Source organism: Streptomyces sp. NPDC060366 (assembly GCF_042725135.1).
Lineage (GTDB): Bacteria > Actinomycetota > Actinomycetes > Streptomycetales > Streptomycetaceae > Streptomyces.
Genome location: NZ_JBHXDC010000003.1, coordinates 76,164 through 89,694, shown reverse-complemented (window position 1 = coordinate 89,694; position 13,531 = coordinate 76,164). Strand labels below are relative to the sequence as shown.

Annotated in this window: 13 protein-coding genes; 6 read left to right on the top strand and 7 right to left on the bottom strand. The window is 70.5% G+C overall.

Features of this window, described 5'->3' with window-relative positions:
• Nucleotides 1-10: 10 nt before the first annotated feature.
• On the bottom strand, nucleotides 11-292 hold the full coding sequence (locus tag ACFWHU_RS09360) for a hypothetical protein (RefSeq protein WP_385791404.1): 282 nt from the start codon (nucleotides 290-292) through the stop codon (nucleotides 11-13).
• A gap of 289 nt (nucleotides 293-581) precedes the next feature.
• Between ACFWHU_RS09360 and ACFWHU_RS09355 the strand changes: the two genes are divergently transcribed.
• Nucleotides 582-1,250, top strand: coding sequence for a CatB-related O-acetyltransferase (locus ACFWHU_RS09355; protein ID WP_387224512.1), 669 nt, complete (start codon nucleotides 582-584; stop codon nucleotides 1,248-1,250).
• A gap of 42 nt (nucleotides 1,251-1,292) precedes the next feature.
• Here the strand turns inward: ACFWHU_RS09355 and ACFWHU_RS09350 are convergent, their stop codons facing one another.
• Nucleotides 1,293-2,723 carry a PLP-dependent aminotransferase family protein gene (locus ACFWHU_RS09350; RefSeq protein ID WP_387224816.1) on the bottom strand — a complete coding sequence of 477 codons (1,431 nt, stop codon included), beginning with the start codon at nucleotides 2,721-2,723 and terminating at the stop codon, nucleotides 1,293-1,295.
• Nucleotides 2,724-2,914: 191 nt separating this feature from the next.
• Here ACFWHU_RS09350 and ACFWHU_RS09345 point away from each other — a divergent pair, with 191 nt between their 5' ends.
• From ACFWHU_RS09345 to ACFWHU_RS09325, 5 genes are all read left to right on the top strand, one after another.
• Entirely contained in the window at nucleotides 2,915-3,424 is a 510-nt protein-coding gene (locus ACFWHU_RS09345) for a carboxymuconolactone decarboxylase family protein (protein ID WP_387224511.1), read from the top strand.
• An 88-nt stretch (nucleotides 3,425-3,512) separates the two neighbouring features.
• Nucleotides 3,513-4,247, top strand: a complete 735-nt coding sequence (locus tag ACFWHU_RS09340) for an isocitrate lyase/phosphoenolpyruvate mutase family protein (RefSeq protein ID WP_387224510.1) — start codon at nucleotides 3,513-3,515, stop codon at nucleotides 4,245-4,247.
• Nucleotides 4,248-4,517: 270 nt separating this feature from the next.
• Complete coding sequence (locus ACFWHU_RS09335; protein ID WP_385791412.1) at nucleotides 4,518-5,492, top strand: DUF1996 domain-containing protein; 975 nt, start codon at nucleotides 4,518-4,520, stop codon at nucleotides 5,490-5,492.
• Between the two features lie 91 nt (nucleotides 5,493-5,583).
• The gene (locus ACFWHU_RS09330; protein ID WP_387224509.1) at nucleotides 5,584-6,162 is read left to right on the top strand and encodes a DUF305 domain-containing protein; all 579 of its coding nucleotides are present in this window, start codon (nucleotides 5,584-5,586) and stop codon (nucleotides 6,160-6,162) included.
• A 63-nt stretch (nucleotides 6,163-6,225) separates the two neighbouring features.
• Nucleotides 6,226-7,275: a LacI family DNA-binding transcriptional regulator gene (locus ACFWHU_RS09325; RefSeq protein WP_385791415.1), complete on the top strand. Its 1,050-nt coding sequence runs from the start codon at nucleotides 6,226-6,228 to the stop codon at nucleotides 7,273-7,275.
• 48 nt (nucleotides 7,276-7,323) lie between these two features.
• Here the strand turns inward: ACFWHU_RS09325 and ACFWHU_RS09320 are convergent, their stop codons facing one another.
• From ACFWHU_RS09320 to ACFWHU_RS09300, 5 genes are all read right to left on the bottom strand, one after another.
• Nucleotides 7,324-7,680, bottom strand: coding sequence for a hypothetical protein (locus ACFWHU_RS09320; RefSeq protein WP_385791417.1), 357 nt, complete (start codon nucleotides 7,678-7,680; stop codon nucleotides 7,324-7,326).
• Between the two features lie 122 nt (nucleotides 7,681-7,802).
• Nucleotides 7,803-8,759, bottom strand: coding sequence for a glycine betaine ABC transporter substrate-binding protein (locus tag ACFWHU_RS09315; RefSeq protein WP_385791419.1), 957 nt, complete (start codon nucleotides 8,757-8,759; stop codon nucleotides 7,803-7,805).
• A gap of 98 nt (nucleotides 8,760-8,857) precedes the next feature.
• Nucleotides 8,858-10,909, bottom strand: coding sequence for an ABC transporter permease (locus tag ACFWHU_RS09310; RefSeq protein ID WP_387224508.1), 2,052 nt, complete (start codon nucleotides 10,907-10,909; stop codon nucleotides 8,858-8,860).
• Entirely contained in the window at nucleotides 10,906-11,970 is a 1,065-nt protein-coding gene (locus tag ACFWHU_RS09305; RefSeq protein WP_385791421.1) for a glycine betaine/L-proline ABC transporter ATP-binding protein, read from the bottom strand. Before ACFWHU_RS09305 ends, ACFWHU_RS09310 begins: the two co-directional genes overlap by 4 nt.
• Nucleotides 11,970-13,523 (bottom strand): GMC family oxidoreductase, encoded by a 1,554-nt coding sequence (locus ACFWHU_RS09300; protein ID WP_385791423.1) that lies wholly within the window; start codon nucleotides 13,521-13,523, stop codon nucleotides 11,970-11,972. Before ACFWHU_RS09300 ends, ACFWHU_RS09305 begins: the two co-directional genes overlap by 1 nt.
• Nucleotides 13,524-13,531 lie beyond the last annotated feature (8 nt).

Here is a 13,531-nt window from a genome sequence, read left to right as displayed (position 1 = left end):
CTGCGCCGGCTCAGCCGCCGCCGGTGGACGAGCAGCCGAAGCCGCCGCGGTCGACCGCCGACTTGTCGAAACTGCCGTCGTACACACGGCCGTTGCTGCTCTTGCCGCCGTAGTAGTACGAGCCTGTGCCGGTGCTGTCGCAGTCGGAATTGGACAGTTCCTCATAGGTGCTCCGGTCGGCACAGCGCTTGTCCGGTTCCGAACCACACGAGGTGATCGTCAGTGCGAGTATTCCCATGCCGCCGAGCACCACCGTGCTCGACCGCAGCCTGCGTTGTTTTACGGCGGCCATGGCCCCGTCCTCCCCCGTCTGCAGGTCGATCCGTCGACCCGTCAATCCCGTGCTCGCCGCACACATTAGATGGCTGGCGGCCGCGCGGGGACAGGCGGTCCATGAACTCTCCTCAACTAGATTCCTTATGAGTCCTTTGTAAGGATCTGTTCGCTCGGACCGGCGCTGCGGCGGTGGCGATATGTCACCGGACTCGCCCTGGGCGGGCCGGGATTAATCGTTGTCGTCGCGATCACCCGCTCAGGCAGGATGCACGGATTCGCCGAGCAGACCAGGAGACCGATTCACCATGCCCGCAGATCCCGCTGTTCCCTCCCTTCCCGCCGATCCGACGGTGATCCATCCGATGCCCGGTCAGCCCCGGGTGGTGCTGCTGAAACCGCTGATCAACTCCGAGTTGATCGAGGTCGGGGACTTCTCGTACTACGACGACCCGGACGAGCCGACGGCGTTCGAGACACGGAACGTGCTCTACCACTACGGGCCGGAGAAGCTGGTCATCGGGAAGTACTGCGCGCTGGGTGAGGGGGTGCGGTTCATCATGAACGGCGCCAACCACCGGATGGACGGCCCGTCGACGTTCCCCTTCCCGATCATGGGCGGTTCGTGGAGCGAGCACTTCGATCTGATCACCGGGCTGCCCGGCCGGGGAGACACGGTGGTGGGCAACGACGTCTGGTTCGGCTACCGCAGCACGGTCATGCCCGGTGTCCGGATCGGCCATGGAGCGGTCATCGCCTCGGGCGCGGTCGTGGTGGACGACGTACCGGACTACGGCATCGTCGGTGGCAATCCGGCCAAGCTCATCCGGCGCCGATACGACGACGCCGATGTCGACCGGCTGCTGGCGATCGCCTGGTGGGACTGGCCGGTCGAGCACATCACGACGCACCTGCGCACGGTCATGTCCGGCAGCGTCGACGCGCTGGAGGCGGCCACCCCGACGGACGGGGCCTGAGACCCTGTCCGGCGGATCTTCGTGGGGCGTGAGGCGTGGGGGCTACGGCAGTACGCGGCAGAGCGCGTCCAGCGCACCGGCCCAGGCGCTGTCCGTCGGGGCGCCGTAGCCGACGACCAGCGCGTCGCGCCCCGGTGGGACCGACTGGTGCCGGAAGGCGGAGAGACCTCGGATCGCCAGACCCTGCCAGGCCGCCGCCTGGATCACGGCGCGTTCGTCGGTGCCGGGCGGGAGTTCGACCACGGCGTGCAGCCCGGCGGCGATGCCGGTCACCTGTGACTCCGGCGCGCGCTCGGCCAGCGCCTCCACCAGTTGGTCGCGCCGCCGGCGGTAGCGCAGCCGCATGGACCGCACATGACGGTCGTACGCGCCGGAGGTGATGAACTCGGCGAGCGTGAGCTGGTCCATGGCGCTCGGCACCGCCGCGACATCGCCCTTCGCCTCGATCACCTCCCCCACCAGCGCCCTGGGCAGCACCATCCACGCCAGCCGCAGCCCCGGAGCCAGGGACTTGCTCGCCGTGCCCATGTACACCACCCGCTCCGGATCCAGGCCCTGGAGCGCGCCGACGGGCTGGCGGTCGTAGCGGAACTCCCCGTCGTAGTCGTCCTCCAGGATCAGCCCGCCCGCGCCGCGCGCCCAGTCCACCACCGCCGCACGCCGGTCGGGATGGAGCGCGACACCGGTCGGGAACTGGTGCGCCGGAGTCGTCAGCACCGCGTCGACGCCCCGCAACTCACCCACTGCGGACGTCAACTCATCCGTGCGGGTGCCGAGTTCGTCGATCGGGAGCGCCGGTGTGCGCAGCCCAGCGGCGGTGAGGATGTCGCGGTGGAAGTCGAGCCCGTACGACTCGACGGCCACCGCCCGAGCCTTCGTACCCGCCCTGCTGCCCGCCCTGCTGCCCGTCCTCGCGACCGCCTTCGCGACCGTCTTAGTTCCGCTCCTCGCCCCCGCCCTCCCCCGCCGGGCCGCGAGCACCTGGGCCATCAGCGTCAGACCGTGGACGAACCCGGAGCAGAGGACGACCCGATCGGGGTCGGCGTACACCCCCCGTGTCCGGGCCAGATAGTCGGCGAGGACGGTACGCAGCTCTACGCGTCCCCGCTGGTCGCCGTAGTCGAACGCGTCGTGCGGGGCCGCCGCCAGGGCCCGGCGGGCGGAGGCGAGCCATTCGGCGCGCGGAAAGGAGCTGAGGTCGGGGGAGCCGGCCCGCAGATTGTGCGTGGGCCGGCCGCGGCTCGGTCGGGCCGGCGGGCCGCTCGGCGCCCGCGTGCGCGGCGCGGCCCGCCGGGCGACCCGCGTCCCCGAGCCCTGCCGCGCGGTCAGCCAGCCTTCGGCGACGAGTTCGGCGTACGCGTCGGCGACGGTGTTGCGCGCGATGCTCAGATCGGCGGCGAGCGTACGCGACGAGGGCAGCCGGGTGCCGGGGGCCAGCCGTCCGGTGCGGACGGCTTCGCGCAGGGCGTCCATCAGCCCCGTACGGAGTCCGGGACCGCGCAGCTCCAGATGGAGGTCGGCGCCGACCGTGACGGCGGTGACCTGCGGCTTCCCACTGACCGGCCCCTCACCGTCCGGCTCCTCGGCGCTCGCCGCATTGGCCCATGAATCCATCATGGAAATGGACCATACCGCTGCGCCACCGGCCGCGTAGCGTCGTATCCATGACAACGAACGAGAGCGATCACCAGCACGACCGCGTCCCCGAACACGAGCCGCGCCTGGCGTGGGCGAAGCTCGCGCCCGATGTCTCCAAGGCGATGTACGGCTTCGAGAAGGCGGTCCGGCAGGGCATCGACCCCGTGCTGTACGAACTGGTGAAGATCCGCGCCTCGCAGATCAACCACTGCGCGTTCTGCCTCGACATGCACACGAAGGAGGCGCTGGCCGCCGGGGAGTCGGTGGAGCGGATCGTCCAGCTCAGCGCCTGGCAGGAGTCGCGCCACTTCTACTCGCCGAGGGAGATCGCGGCGATCGAACTCACCGAGGCGGTCACCGTGCTGACGGACGGTTTCGTACCGGACGAGGTGTACGGACGGGCGGCGGAACACTTCGAGGAGACCGAACTCGCCTATCTGATCGCCGCGATCACGGTCATCAACTCCTGGAACCGCTTCGCGGTGACATCGAGGATGGCCCCCGGGCACTACACGCCGGTGGCGCGGCAGAAGTGAGCCCGCCGGACACGCCCATGTCGTGTCCGGCGCGACACGCACACGACCACCGCCGCATCCGCCTCCTCAGCTGGGATACGAATCAGCCATGACGCTCCTGACCACCTTCCGCGCCCTGCACCACGACCGTGCCGCCGAGGACCCGCTCGTCCTGCCGGGGCCGTGGGACGCGGGCAGCGCCCGCGTCTACGTGGAGGCCGGGTTCCCGGCACTCGCCACGCCGAGCGCGGGCGTCGCCGCGTCGCTCGGTTACGAGGACGGCGCCACCCCGGCGGACGAGATGTTCGCTGCGGTGACCCGGATCGTCCGGGCCGTCTCCACCGGCGACACGGCTGTGCCCGTCACCGCCGACATCGAGGACGGCTACGGGCTCGCCCCGGCCGAGTTGGTCGCCCGGCTCCTCGACACGGGCGCCGTCGGCTGCAATCTGGAGGACTCCGCCGACGGTCGCCTCAAGGACCCGCGGCGGCACGCCGATTGGCTGGCCGAGGTCCGGTCGGCGGCCGGGGACCGGCTGTTCCTCAACGCCCGCGTCGACACGTTCATCCGTGGTGTGGGCGATCCGGCGGAGGCGATCGCCCGCGCGGCTCTGTACGTGGCGGCCGGCGCGGACTGCGTGTACCCGATCGGTGCCCCGCGAGAGGCGATCCCGGCGCTGCGGGCGGGGATCGAAGGCCCGATCAACGTCGGGGCGGCGCCGGGCGGTGCGGCGGAACTGTCGGAACTGGGCAAGCTCGGCGCGACACGCGTCACCTTCGGTCCGGGGCTCCAGCGGCAGGCGATGGCGGCGGTACGGGAGGGCGCGGCGCGGCTGCGCGCCTGAGCCGCGCCGTCGACAAGCCGGGCGACGGCTCACGGCCCACAGCCGCCGCCCGGCTCACGGCTCACGGTTCACGGCCGCGAATCACCCATCTCGGGCAGCAGCCATGAGAGAGCGCTCTCCAACTCTCGTACACCTCAACTGCCCTAGATATGGCGCCACTTGACCGGGCTTGCCGCATCTATTGACACCCCTGCGGCCCGCTTCTACGTTCAGCGCCAGAGAGCGCTCTCTAACGTGATCAAGGCCCCCGATTCCTCAGATTGGAGTGCCGTGCTCCGCAGAAGACCCTCCCGCAGCCCCAGCACCCCCCGCACGCCCCGCACCTTCAACCCCCTCCGCACCGGACTGGCGTCCTGGCGCCGACGCGTCGTCGCCCTGGCCCTCGTCGCGCTCACCGCCTCCCTGCTCCAGGCCAACATGAGCAGCGCCAGCACCGGGTCCGTCGCCGCCGAGAAGGCTCAGCCGGGCACCAAGGGCGCGGCCGTCGTCCGCGTGTCGGAGTTCCTCGCCGAGTGTCCGTACAGCCACCGCCTCCCGGACGACCCGATCGTCTTCCCCGGGCTGCCCGGCGCCTCGCACATGCACAGCTTCTTCGGCAACGACACGACCAACGGCCGCTCCGACGTCAACAGCCTGGCGCAGGGCCGCACCACCTGCGCCCCGAAGGAAGACCTCTCGTCGTACTGGGTCCCGACCCTGTACGACGGCACGAGGGAGGTGGAGCCGACCGGCACCACCTTCTACTACCTGGGTGAGGGCGTACGGGACGACATCATCGCCCAGACCCAGCCGCTGCCGTACGGACTGCGGATCGTGGCGGGCAACGCCAAGGCGACCGGCCCGAACGACAACACGCGGGCGCGCTGGTCGTGTCTGCACCACGGCGAGGTCAATCCGTCCACCGACTTCGTCAACTGTCCGGCGGGCGCGATGCTGGAGTCGTATCTGGACTTCCCGCAGTGCTGGAACGGACGGGATCTCGACTCGGCCGACCACAAGAGCCATATGTCGTACCCGGTGGCGGGCGCGTGCCCGTCGACCCACCCGGTGCCGGTGCCGAAGCTGCGGCAGGTGCTGAGGTATCCGGTCAACGGCGATCCGGCGCGGTTCAAGCTCGCGTCGGGCCGCGGCTACACGATGCACGGCGACTTCTTCAACGTCTGGCCCGCGGCGGAGATGGAGCGGCGCGTACGTGACTGCATCCGTCCCATCATCAAGTGCGGTGCGGACGGCCGGCCTTCCTGACCGAACCACGCCCGGTGTCTGTCCGGGGCGGCACGGCCCCGGACAGACACCGAGCCCCCCACTCCCCCACTCCCTCACCCGAGGACTCCCCATGAAGGCGGTACGCGGTACGGCGGCGGCGCTCCTCGCCCTCCTGGTGGTGACGGGCTGCTCCGCCACCCCGTCGGTGGACAAGAAGCCACTCGCGGCATCAACTCCCGTAGTCCCCAGCCCCGTCGGCACCCTCTCCGGTGCGACCGACGCCGCGTGGATCCAGCTCATGACGCCCATGAACGAGGGCGCGGTCGAGCTGCTGACGATGGCCGCCGACCGGGCCGCCGACGCTCGTCTGCGCGACTGGGCGAACGATCTGGCCACCGCGCACCGCGCCGAACTCGGCCGTATGCGACCGCTGTTGAAGGAGCTGGGCCTGCCGTCCACGAATGTCCACGAGGGCCATGAGATGCCGGGCATGGTGACGCCCGGCGATCTCACACAGGCGCGTGCCGCCGAAGGTGCGGCCTTCGAGAAGGTCTTCGTCATTCAGATCCGCGAACATCTGGAGCACTCCGCGCGTGTGTCGCGTTCCGAGGTCGACGCGGGCAGCGAGGCGGCGGCCAAGAAGCTCGCCGCCGCGCTGGTCGAGGCGCGGCGGGGCGAACTCGCCGGCCTGAAGCGCATCACCGCGTAGCGCCGCCCCCGGCTGCCCGGGGACCCCGTCCGGGCGCCGAGTACCAACCGGTATAAAGGCTGCATGACTGCCGACGCCTCCCCGCCCGCGCGCCCGACCCTGGAGGACGTGGCCGCCGTGGCAGGCGTCTCACGTGCCACGGTGTCGCGCGTGATCAACGGAGCGCCGACGGTGGATCCCGCTCTGCGCACGATCGTCGAGGAGGCCATCGCCACCACGCACTACGTGCCGAACCGCGCCGCGCGCGCCCTGGTGACCCGTCGTACCGACTCGGTCGCGCTGGTCGTCTCCGAGCAGGAACGGCGGTCGGTGGCCGAGCCGTTCGTGGGCCGGATGTTCTCGGACCCGTACTTCGGCAGGGTCGTGGGCGGGCTGCTCGACGTGCTGCGGCCGGCCGGTGTCCAGATGGTGCTGATGCTGGCGGACGACGCCGCCTCCCGTGACCAGTTGCTGTCGTATCTGCGCCAGGGCCATGTCGACGGCATCGTCCTGATCTCCTCGCACGCCGGGGATCCGCTGCCCCGGCTGGTCCACGAGACAAGGCTGCCCGCGGTGCTTGCGGGCCGGCCCGGACAGCCGTCGCCGCTCACGTATGTCGAGGCGGACCAGGCGGCGGGCGCGCGGCTGGCGGCCGGGCATCTGGCGGGGCTGGGGCGGCGCAGGATCGGTACGGTCGCGGGGCCGCAGGACATGCCGGCGGGGCAGGAACGGCTCGCCGGGTTCCGGGCGGCGATGGCCACGTACGGGATCGAGGACGTGGCGGTCGCGGAAGGGGACTTCACACATACGGGCGGCGCGGCGGCGATGCGGCGGCTGCTGGCCGAACACCCGGATCTGGACGGGGTGTTCATCGCGTCCGACCTGATGGCACTGGGCGCGCTGCCGGTGCTGCTCCGGGCGGGCAGGCAGGTGCCCGACGACGTGGCCGTGGTGGGCTTCGACGACAGCAACGCGGCGCTGACCTGCGATCCGGCGTTGACGACGGTGCGTCAGCCGGTCGAGGAGATGTCCGCGGAGATGGCCAGGCTGCTGCTGAAGCAGATCGCCGCGCCGAGTGGTCCGCTGCCGTCGATGATCTTCACGCCGACGCTGGTGGTGCGGGAGTCCGCGTAACGCCCGTCAACGCGTCAACGCCGTCGCAGGCTCAACTCCGTTGATCGTTCAGGCGGTTCGGCCGTGGCGCTCCTCGTCCTCCAGCGCGGCGGCCTCCTGCGAGAGCCGTACGGCCTGGAGGAGACTCAGTCCCGGTTCGGCCTCGCGCAGCGCCTTCACCGCCCCTACCGAGTCGGCGCGCCCCTTCACCCCCGCTTCGGCTATCTTCCGGCGCGCCCAGTTCCCGCGCAGCTCACCGTCGGTGGCCGTCCTGGCGGCGGCGAGCAGCGCGGCGGCGCGCTCCAGCCCCGGCCGTTCCTCGGGTCCCGCGGTCCTCAGCGCCTGGTCCACGGCCTCGGCGACCTCGTCGGCCTCGCGCACGACGAGTACCGTGAACTCCTCTTTGTCCTGCCCGAATAGCTTCATCTTCGGATCCTGTCCGCCGCGGACTCCCGATCTCAAGAGAGTTGAGCCAGTTCTGAGGTATGCGAACGCCGGACGGCCCGGAGCCGGTGAGCGCTCCGGGCCGTCCGTGCGGCGTGGTCGGGCTACTTCTTGGGGAGCCAGGCCTCCCAGGTGGACTTGTTCGCCTTGACCCACTTCTCGGCCGCGTCCGGGCCGCTCATCTTGTCCTTCGCGATCGCCTTGGCGACCTCGTTCTGCGCCTCGGTGGTCCACTTGAAGTTCTTGATGAACTCGGCGGCGTCACCGCCGTCCTTCGCGAAGTCCGCGTTGAGGTACTTCTGGAGCGGGGTGTTGGCGTACGCGCAGTCCGTCGCCGTCTCCGGGACGTTGCAGCCCTCCGCGTACGCGGGCAGCTTCACCTCGACCAGGTCGATGTCCGCGTTGAGCCACTGCGGGTCCCACCAGTAGGTGATGAAGGGCTGCTTGTCGCGGTACTTCTGCTGGATCTCCTTGATCTGGGCGGCCTCGTTGCCCGTCTCCTTGATCTTGAGATTCAGCTTGAGGTTCTTGACCAGGTGCTCGTCGTACGTCGTGTACGAGGGCGCCGCGCCGAGGAACTCGCCCAGGTCGCCGCTGTTCGCGGACTTGAAGTCCTTGGCGAACTTGTTGAGGTTCTTCGCGTCCGTGACCTCGGGGTTGGCGTCCGCGTAGTACTTGGGGACGAACCATCCGATGTGGCCGACGACACCGAGGTCGCCGCCCTTGACGATGGTCTTCTTGTCCTCGACGTAGAGCTTCTCCTTCTTCGGAGAGCCGCCCCAGTCCTCCAGGATCGCGTCGGCCTTGCCGTTGTTGAGCGCGTCGAAGGCGACCGGCTCGTCGAGCTGCTGGAGCTCGACCTTCACGTCCAGCTCCTGCTCCATGATCACCTTGGCGACCTCGGCGTTGGCGCGCGCGCCGACCCAGGAGGGCACGGTCAGGGTGATCTCGTCGGACGCCGACTTCGACTCGGTGTCGGCGGCGCACGCGCTGAGCGCGAGCATGCCGAGCGCGCCGACTCCGGCGACCAGGGTGGTGCGTATCCGCTTGCTGTGGGTCACGTCGTTGTTCTTTCTGTCGCGGTTTCAGTTGTGGATTCAGTTGTGGTGCCGGCAGGGGGCGCCGACGGGGGTGTCTTCGGTGGCGTTGTCCGTGGCGTTCACACCAGGGCGCGTTCCTTGGCCGCCGCGCTCGGCTGCGAGATCCGGTCCAGCAGCAGCCCCAGGCACACGATCGCGATACCGGCCGTCATACCGAGGCCGAGATCGCCCTTGGCCAGGCCCTTCACGACGTCGACGCCGAGCGCGCCGCCGCCGATCATGCCGCCGATGACGACGATGGCCAGGACCAGCACCACGCCCTGGTTGACGGCGAGTTGGAGTGCGGGACGGGCCAACGGCAGCTGCACCTGGCGCAGTTGCTGTCCCGTACCGGCGCCCAGTGAGCGCGCGGCCTCCAGGGCGGAGGGGTCGATCTGCCGGATCCCCTGGGTGGTGATGCGTACGACGGCGGGCAGCGCGTAGACGACGGCCGCGGCGACGGCCGCCGTACGGCCGCCGCTGAACAGCGCGATCACCGGGATCAGATAGATGAACTGCGGCATCGTCTGCATGATGTCGAGCACCGGCCTGATCACCCGCTCGACCCGTGCGACGCGCGCCGCGAGGATGCCGATGGCGAAGCCGAGCAGCAGGGTCACCACGAGCGCGGCGAGTACCTGCGAGAGCGTGTCGAGCGAGCGGTCCCAGAGTCCCATCGCGCCGATCGCGGCCAGCGACAGCACCACCGTGACGACGGCGCGCCAGCCGGTGCGCAGCGCCAGCACACCGGCGACGAGGAGCAGCGCCCACCAGGGCGTGGCCAGCAGCGCGTCGCGCACCGGGTTGATGACCCAGTTCGCGAAGCCCTCGGACCAGGTGAGGGTGCCGCCCAGCACCGGTACGCCGGAGCCGAGTTCGCGCTCGATCCAGTCGACGACGGTGTTGACGGGTTCGCTGATCGCGACGGTCCAGGCCTCGGGCCACTCCTTGCGGCCGAGTACGGCTCCGAGCACCGCGCCGCCCGCGACGGCGGCCACGATGCCGGGCCACAGGACCCACCACTTGGCGGGGCGCCCGGCGGCGGGGTCCTCGAGCTGTTCCCCGGCCGCCGCCGTCGTACGGTCCAGCCAGATCGCCAGCAGGACGACGGCGATTCCGGCGGGCAGCGCGAGGCCGACGTCGACGGTGGAGAGGGCTGTGAAGATCTCGTCGCCCAGTCCGCCGGCGCCGATCATCGAGGCGAGGACGACCATCGACAGACACATCATGATCGTCTGGTTCAGGCCGAGGAGCATCTGTTTGCGGGCGAGCGGCAGCCGCGCCGTCATCAGCCGCTGCCAGGAGCTGGCGCCCAGCGAGGCGGACGCCTCCAGTGCGGCGGCGTCGGCGCCGCGCAGCCCGAGCGCGGTGAGCCGGGCCATCGGCGGGGCCGCGTAGATGACGGTCGCGACGAAGACCGACGGGATGCCGATGTCGAAGAGCAGCACGAACGGCAGCAGGTACGAGAAGGCGGGCAGCACCTGCATCGTGTCGAAGACCGGCCGCAGCACGCGCTGGCACCGGTCGGAGAGACCGGCCGCGAGCCCGAGCAGCGCGCCGACGAGCGCGGAGACGGTGACGGCGACGACCATCAGGGCCAGCGTCTCCATCGCCGGTTCCCACATGCCGAGCAGCCCGATCACCGCGAAGGTGGCGAGCGCGGTGGCGGCGGTGCGCAGCGCGCGGCGGCGCAGACCGGCGCCGCCCGCGTACCAGGCGATGAGGACGGCGGCGACGCTCACGCCGATGAAGCCGAGGCTCTCCAGGACGCTGAACACGCCGTCGACCGAGCTTTCGGCGGTGTTGCTGATGTGCAGGAGGAAGTAGAGGAAGAGGGGGTGGGTGGTGCGGTTGTCGACGAGCCAGCGGTTGAGGTCGTCGAGGGGCGAGCGCACGTCGACGGTCAGGTCGGCCGGCCAGGCTCCGCTGCTCGTGACGGCGGCGCTGACGATCGCGATGAGGACGGCGGCGACGAGGAGCATCGCGCGGGGGTTGCCGACGAGGCGGGCCCACGGCCCGGGGACGGCGCCGTCGGAGGTGTCGACCTTCGCCGTACGTACGTCGTCCACGGCGCCCGCGTCCCGCGGGGTCCGGTCGGTCTTCTGGAACACCGGATTGGGAGCGGCGCTCATACCGCCGCCACCTCCTTGGGTTCCGCCTCGTCGTCCAGTCCCGCGACGACGGCCAGCAGTTCCTCGTAGCCGACGACGCCGAGCGTCCGGCCGTTGTCCACGACCCGGCAGTACGCGCCGCTGCGGGCGACGGCCTCGATCGCGTCCGAGACCAGCGTGTCGGGCGTCAGGGCGACGCCCGACTCGCCCTCGCCGTCGCGCGCCGGGCGCATGGCGCGGCGTACGGAGATGACCTGCTCACGCGGGACGTCACGGACGAAGTCGCGTACGTAGTCGTCGGCCGGGTTGGCGACGATCTCCTCCGGGGTGCCGAGCTGGACGATCCCGCCGTCGCGCATCAGCGCGATGCGGTCGCCGAGGCGCAGCGCCTCGTTGAGGTCGTGGGTGATGAAGACCATCGTGCGGCCCTCCTCACGGTGCAGCCGGATGACCTCTTCCTGCATGTCGCGGCGGATCAGCGGGTCCAGCGCGCTGAACGGCTCGTCGAACAGCAGCACTTGGGGGTCCACGGCGAGCGCGCGGGCGAGCCCGACGCGCTGCTGCTGACCGCCGGAGAGCTGGCCGGGGCGCCGGTCCTCAAGTCCTTCGAGGCCGACCTTGCTGACGATCTCCGCCGCCTTGGCGCGCCGCTCGGGGCGGCTCATGCCCTGGATTTCGAGGCCGTAGGCGACGTTGTCGAGGACGGAGCGGTGCGGCAGCAGACCGAAGTGCTGGAAGACCATCGCGGCGCGGTGCCTGCGCAGTTCACGCAGCCGGGTCTTGTCCATGGCGATGACGTCCTCGCCGTCCATGGCCAGCTGCCCGCTGGTCGGCTCGATGAGCCGGGTCAGACAGCGTACGAGGGTCGACTTGCCCGAGCCGGAGAGGCCCATGACGACGAAGACCTCGCCCTTGCGGACGTCGAAGGAGACGTCACGGACGGCGGCGGTGCAGCCGGTCCGCGCCCTCAGCTCCTCGGCGGACAGCGCCGCGTACTCCTTGTTGCCCGGTATCCGTTCGGCCTTCGGTCCGAAGACCTTCCACAGATCGCGTACGGAGAAGACCGGTTCGGTGGCGGTCATCACGCATCACCTCCCGGTGCGGTTGTGTTGGTTGTCGAGGTGAGCAGTTCGGCGCACTTCTCGCCGACCATCAGGACGCCGATCATCGGATTCACGGCCGGCATGGTGGGGAAGACGGAGGCGTCGGCGATTCGGATGCCTGTCAGTCCACGGATCGTCAGATCGGGTCCCACCACGGCTTGTTCGTCGTCCGTGGCGCCCATCCGGCAGGTGCCGGCCGGGTGGTAGACCGTGTGGGCGCACTTGCGCGCGTACTCGCTCAGCTCGTCGTCGGAGGTGACGTCCGGGCCCGGACAGACCTCGCGGGTCAGCCAGTTGGCGAGCGGTTCGGCGGCGGCGACCTGCCGGGCGATCCGGATCCCGTCCACGAGGGTGCGGCCGTCGTAGTCGTCCTCGTCGGTGAAGTAGCGGAAATCCAGGGCCGGTTTGACCTCCGGGTCGGCGCTGGTGAGGAAGAGGCGGCCGCGGCTGCGCGGTTTGGGGATGTTCGGCGTCATCGAGACACCGTGCGCGGGGCGTTCGTACCCCAGGCGCTCGGGATTGTCCGTGAACGGGATCTGGTAGAAGTGGAACATCAGGTCCGGGCCCTCGATGTCCGGGTCGCGCCGGACGAAGAGGCCCGCGTCGGAGTCCATCGCCGAGTTCTCGGGGATCGGCCCGTCGGTCTCCCAGACGATGACCGACTCGGGGTGGTCGAGCAGGTTCTCACCGACGCCCGGCAGATCGTGTACGACGGGGATGCCGAGCGCCTCAAGGTCCGCGCGCGGCCCGATGCCGGAGTGCAGGAGCAGCCGGGGTGTGTCGACGGCGCCGGCGCAGACGAGGACTTCACGCCGGGCGCGCAGATACGACTCGGTGCCGTCCGCCGCCCGTACGCGCACGCCTGTCGCGTGCGTTCCGTCGAGCTCCAGCCGGTACGCCCAGGTCTCCAGCAGCAGCCGGAGGTTGGGCCGGTCCAGGAACGGGTGGAGATACGCCACGGAGGCGGACGACCGCTTGTTGTCCTCGGGGTGGTAGGCGAGGTCGAAGAAGCCGGCTCCTTCGTGGAAGGGCTTCTTGTTGAAGCCCTCCACGCGCGGGACACCGAGCGCCGCCTGCGCCGAGTCGACGAAGTCGCGGGCGATGGGGTTACGGTCCCGCTCGTCCACCGGCACGATGTTGTTGCGCAGCCGACCGAAGTACGGCTCCATGGACGCCGCGTCCCAGCCCTCGGCCCCGGCCTCGGCCCACTCGTCCCAGTCGGACGGCAGCGGCCGGAAGGCGATCAGGGTGTTGTGCGAGGAGCAGCCGCCGAGGACCCGGGCCCGGCTGTGCCGGATGTGGGAGTTGCCGCGCGGCTGCTCGGTCGTCGGGTAGTCGTAGTCCAGCTCGCCGCCGAGCAGCCCCATCCAGCGCCGGAGCGTCAGCACGTCGGGCCGGTCGATGTCGGACGGCCCTCCCTCGATGACGGCGACGGTGACGTCGGGGTCCTCGGTGAGCCGGGAGGCGATCACCGATCCCGCGGTGCCGCCTCCGACGACGACGTAGTCGTATGCGGCGTCGTGTTCGGCCATGGGCGTCG

What these genes read in the sequence shown, in the direction of transcription:
- ACFWHU_RS09360 (WP_385791404.1), bottom strand. Translation starts at nt 292, where the DNA reads ATGGCCGCCGTAAAACAACGCAGGCTGCGGTCGAGCACGGTGGTGCTC.
- ACFWHU_RS09355 (WP_387224512.1), top strand. Translation starts at nt 582, where the DNA reads ATGCCCGCAGATCCCGCTGTTCCCTCCCTTCCCGCCGATCCGACGGTG.
- ACFWHU_RS09350 (WP_387224816.1), bottom strand. Translation starts at nt 2,723, where the DNA reads ATGGACGCCCTGCGCGAAGCCGTCCGCACCGGACGGCTGGCCCCCGGC.
- ACFWHU_RS09345 (WP_387224511.1), top strand. Translation starts at nt 2,915, where the DNA reads ATGACAACGAACGAGAGCGATCACCAGCACGACCGCGTCCCCGAACAC.
- ACFWHU_RS09340 (WP_387224510.1), top strand. Translation starts at nt 3,513, where the DNA reads ATGACGCTCCTGACCACCTTCCGCGCCCTGCACCACGACCGTGCCGCC.
- ACFWHU_RS09330 (WP_387224509.1), top strand. Translation starts at nt 5,584, where the DNA reads ATGAAGGCGGTACGCGGTACGGCGGCGGCGCTCCTCGCCCTCCTGGTG.
- ACFWHU_RS09325 (WP_385791415.1), top strand. Translation starts at nt 6,226, where the DNA reads ATGACTGCCGACGCCTCCCCGCCCGCGCGCCCGACCCTGGAGGACGTG.
- ACFWHU_RS09320 (WP_385791417.1), bottom strand. Translation starts at nt 7,680, where the DNA reads ATGAAGCTATTCGGGCAGGACAAAGAGGAGTTCACGGTACTCGTCGTG.
- ACFWHU_RS09310 (WP_387224508.1), bottom strand. Translation starts at nt 10,909, where the DNA reads ATGAGCGCCGCTCCCAATCCGGTGTTCCAGAAGACCGACCGGACCCCG.
- ACFWHU_RS09305 (WP_385791421.1), bottom strand. Translation starts at nt 11,970, where the DNA reads ATGACCGCCACCGAACCGGTCTTCTCCGTACGCGATCTGTGGAAGGTC.
- ACFWHU_RS09300 (WP_385791423.1), bottom strand. Translation starts at nt 13,523, where the DNA reads ATGGCCGAACACGACGCCGCATACGACTACGTCGTCGTCGGAGGCGGC.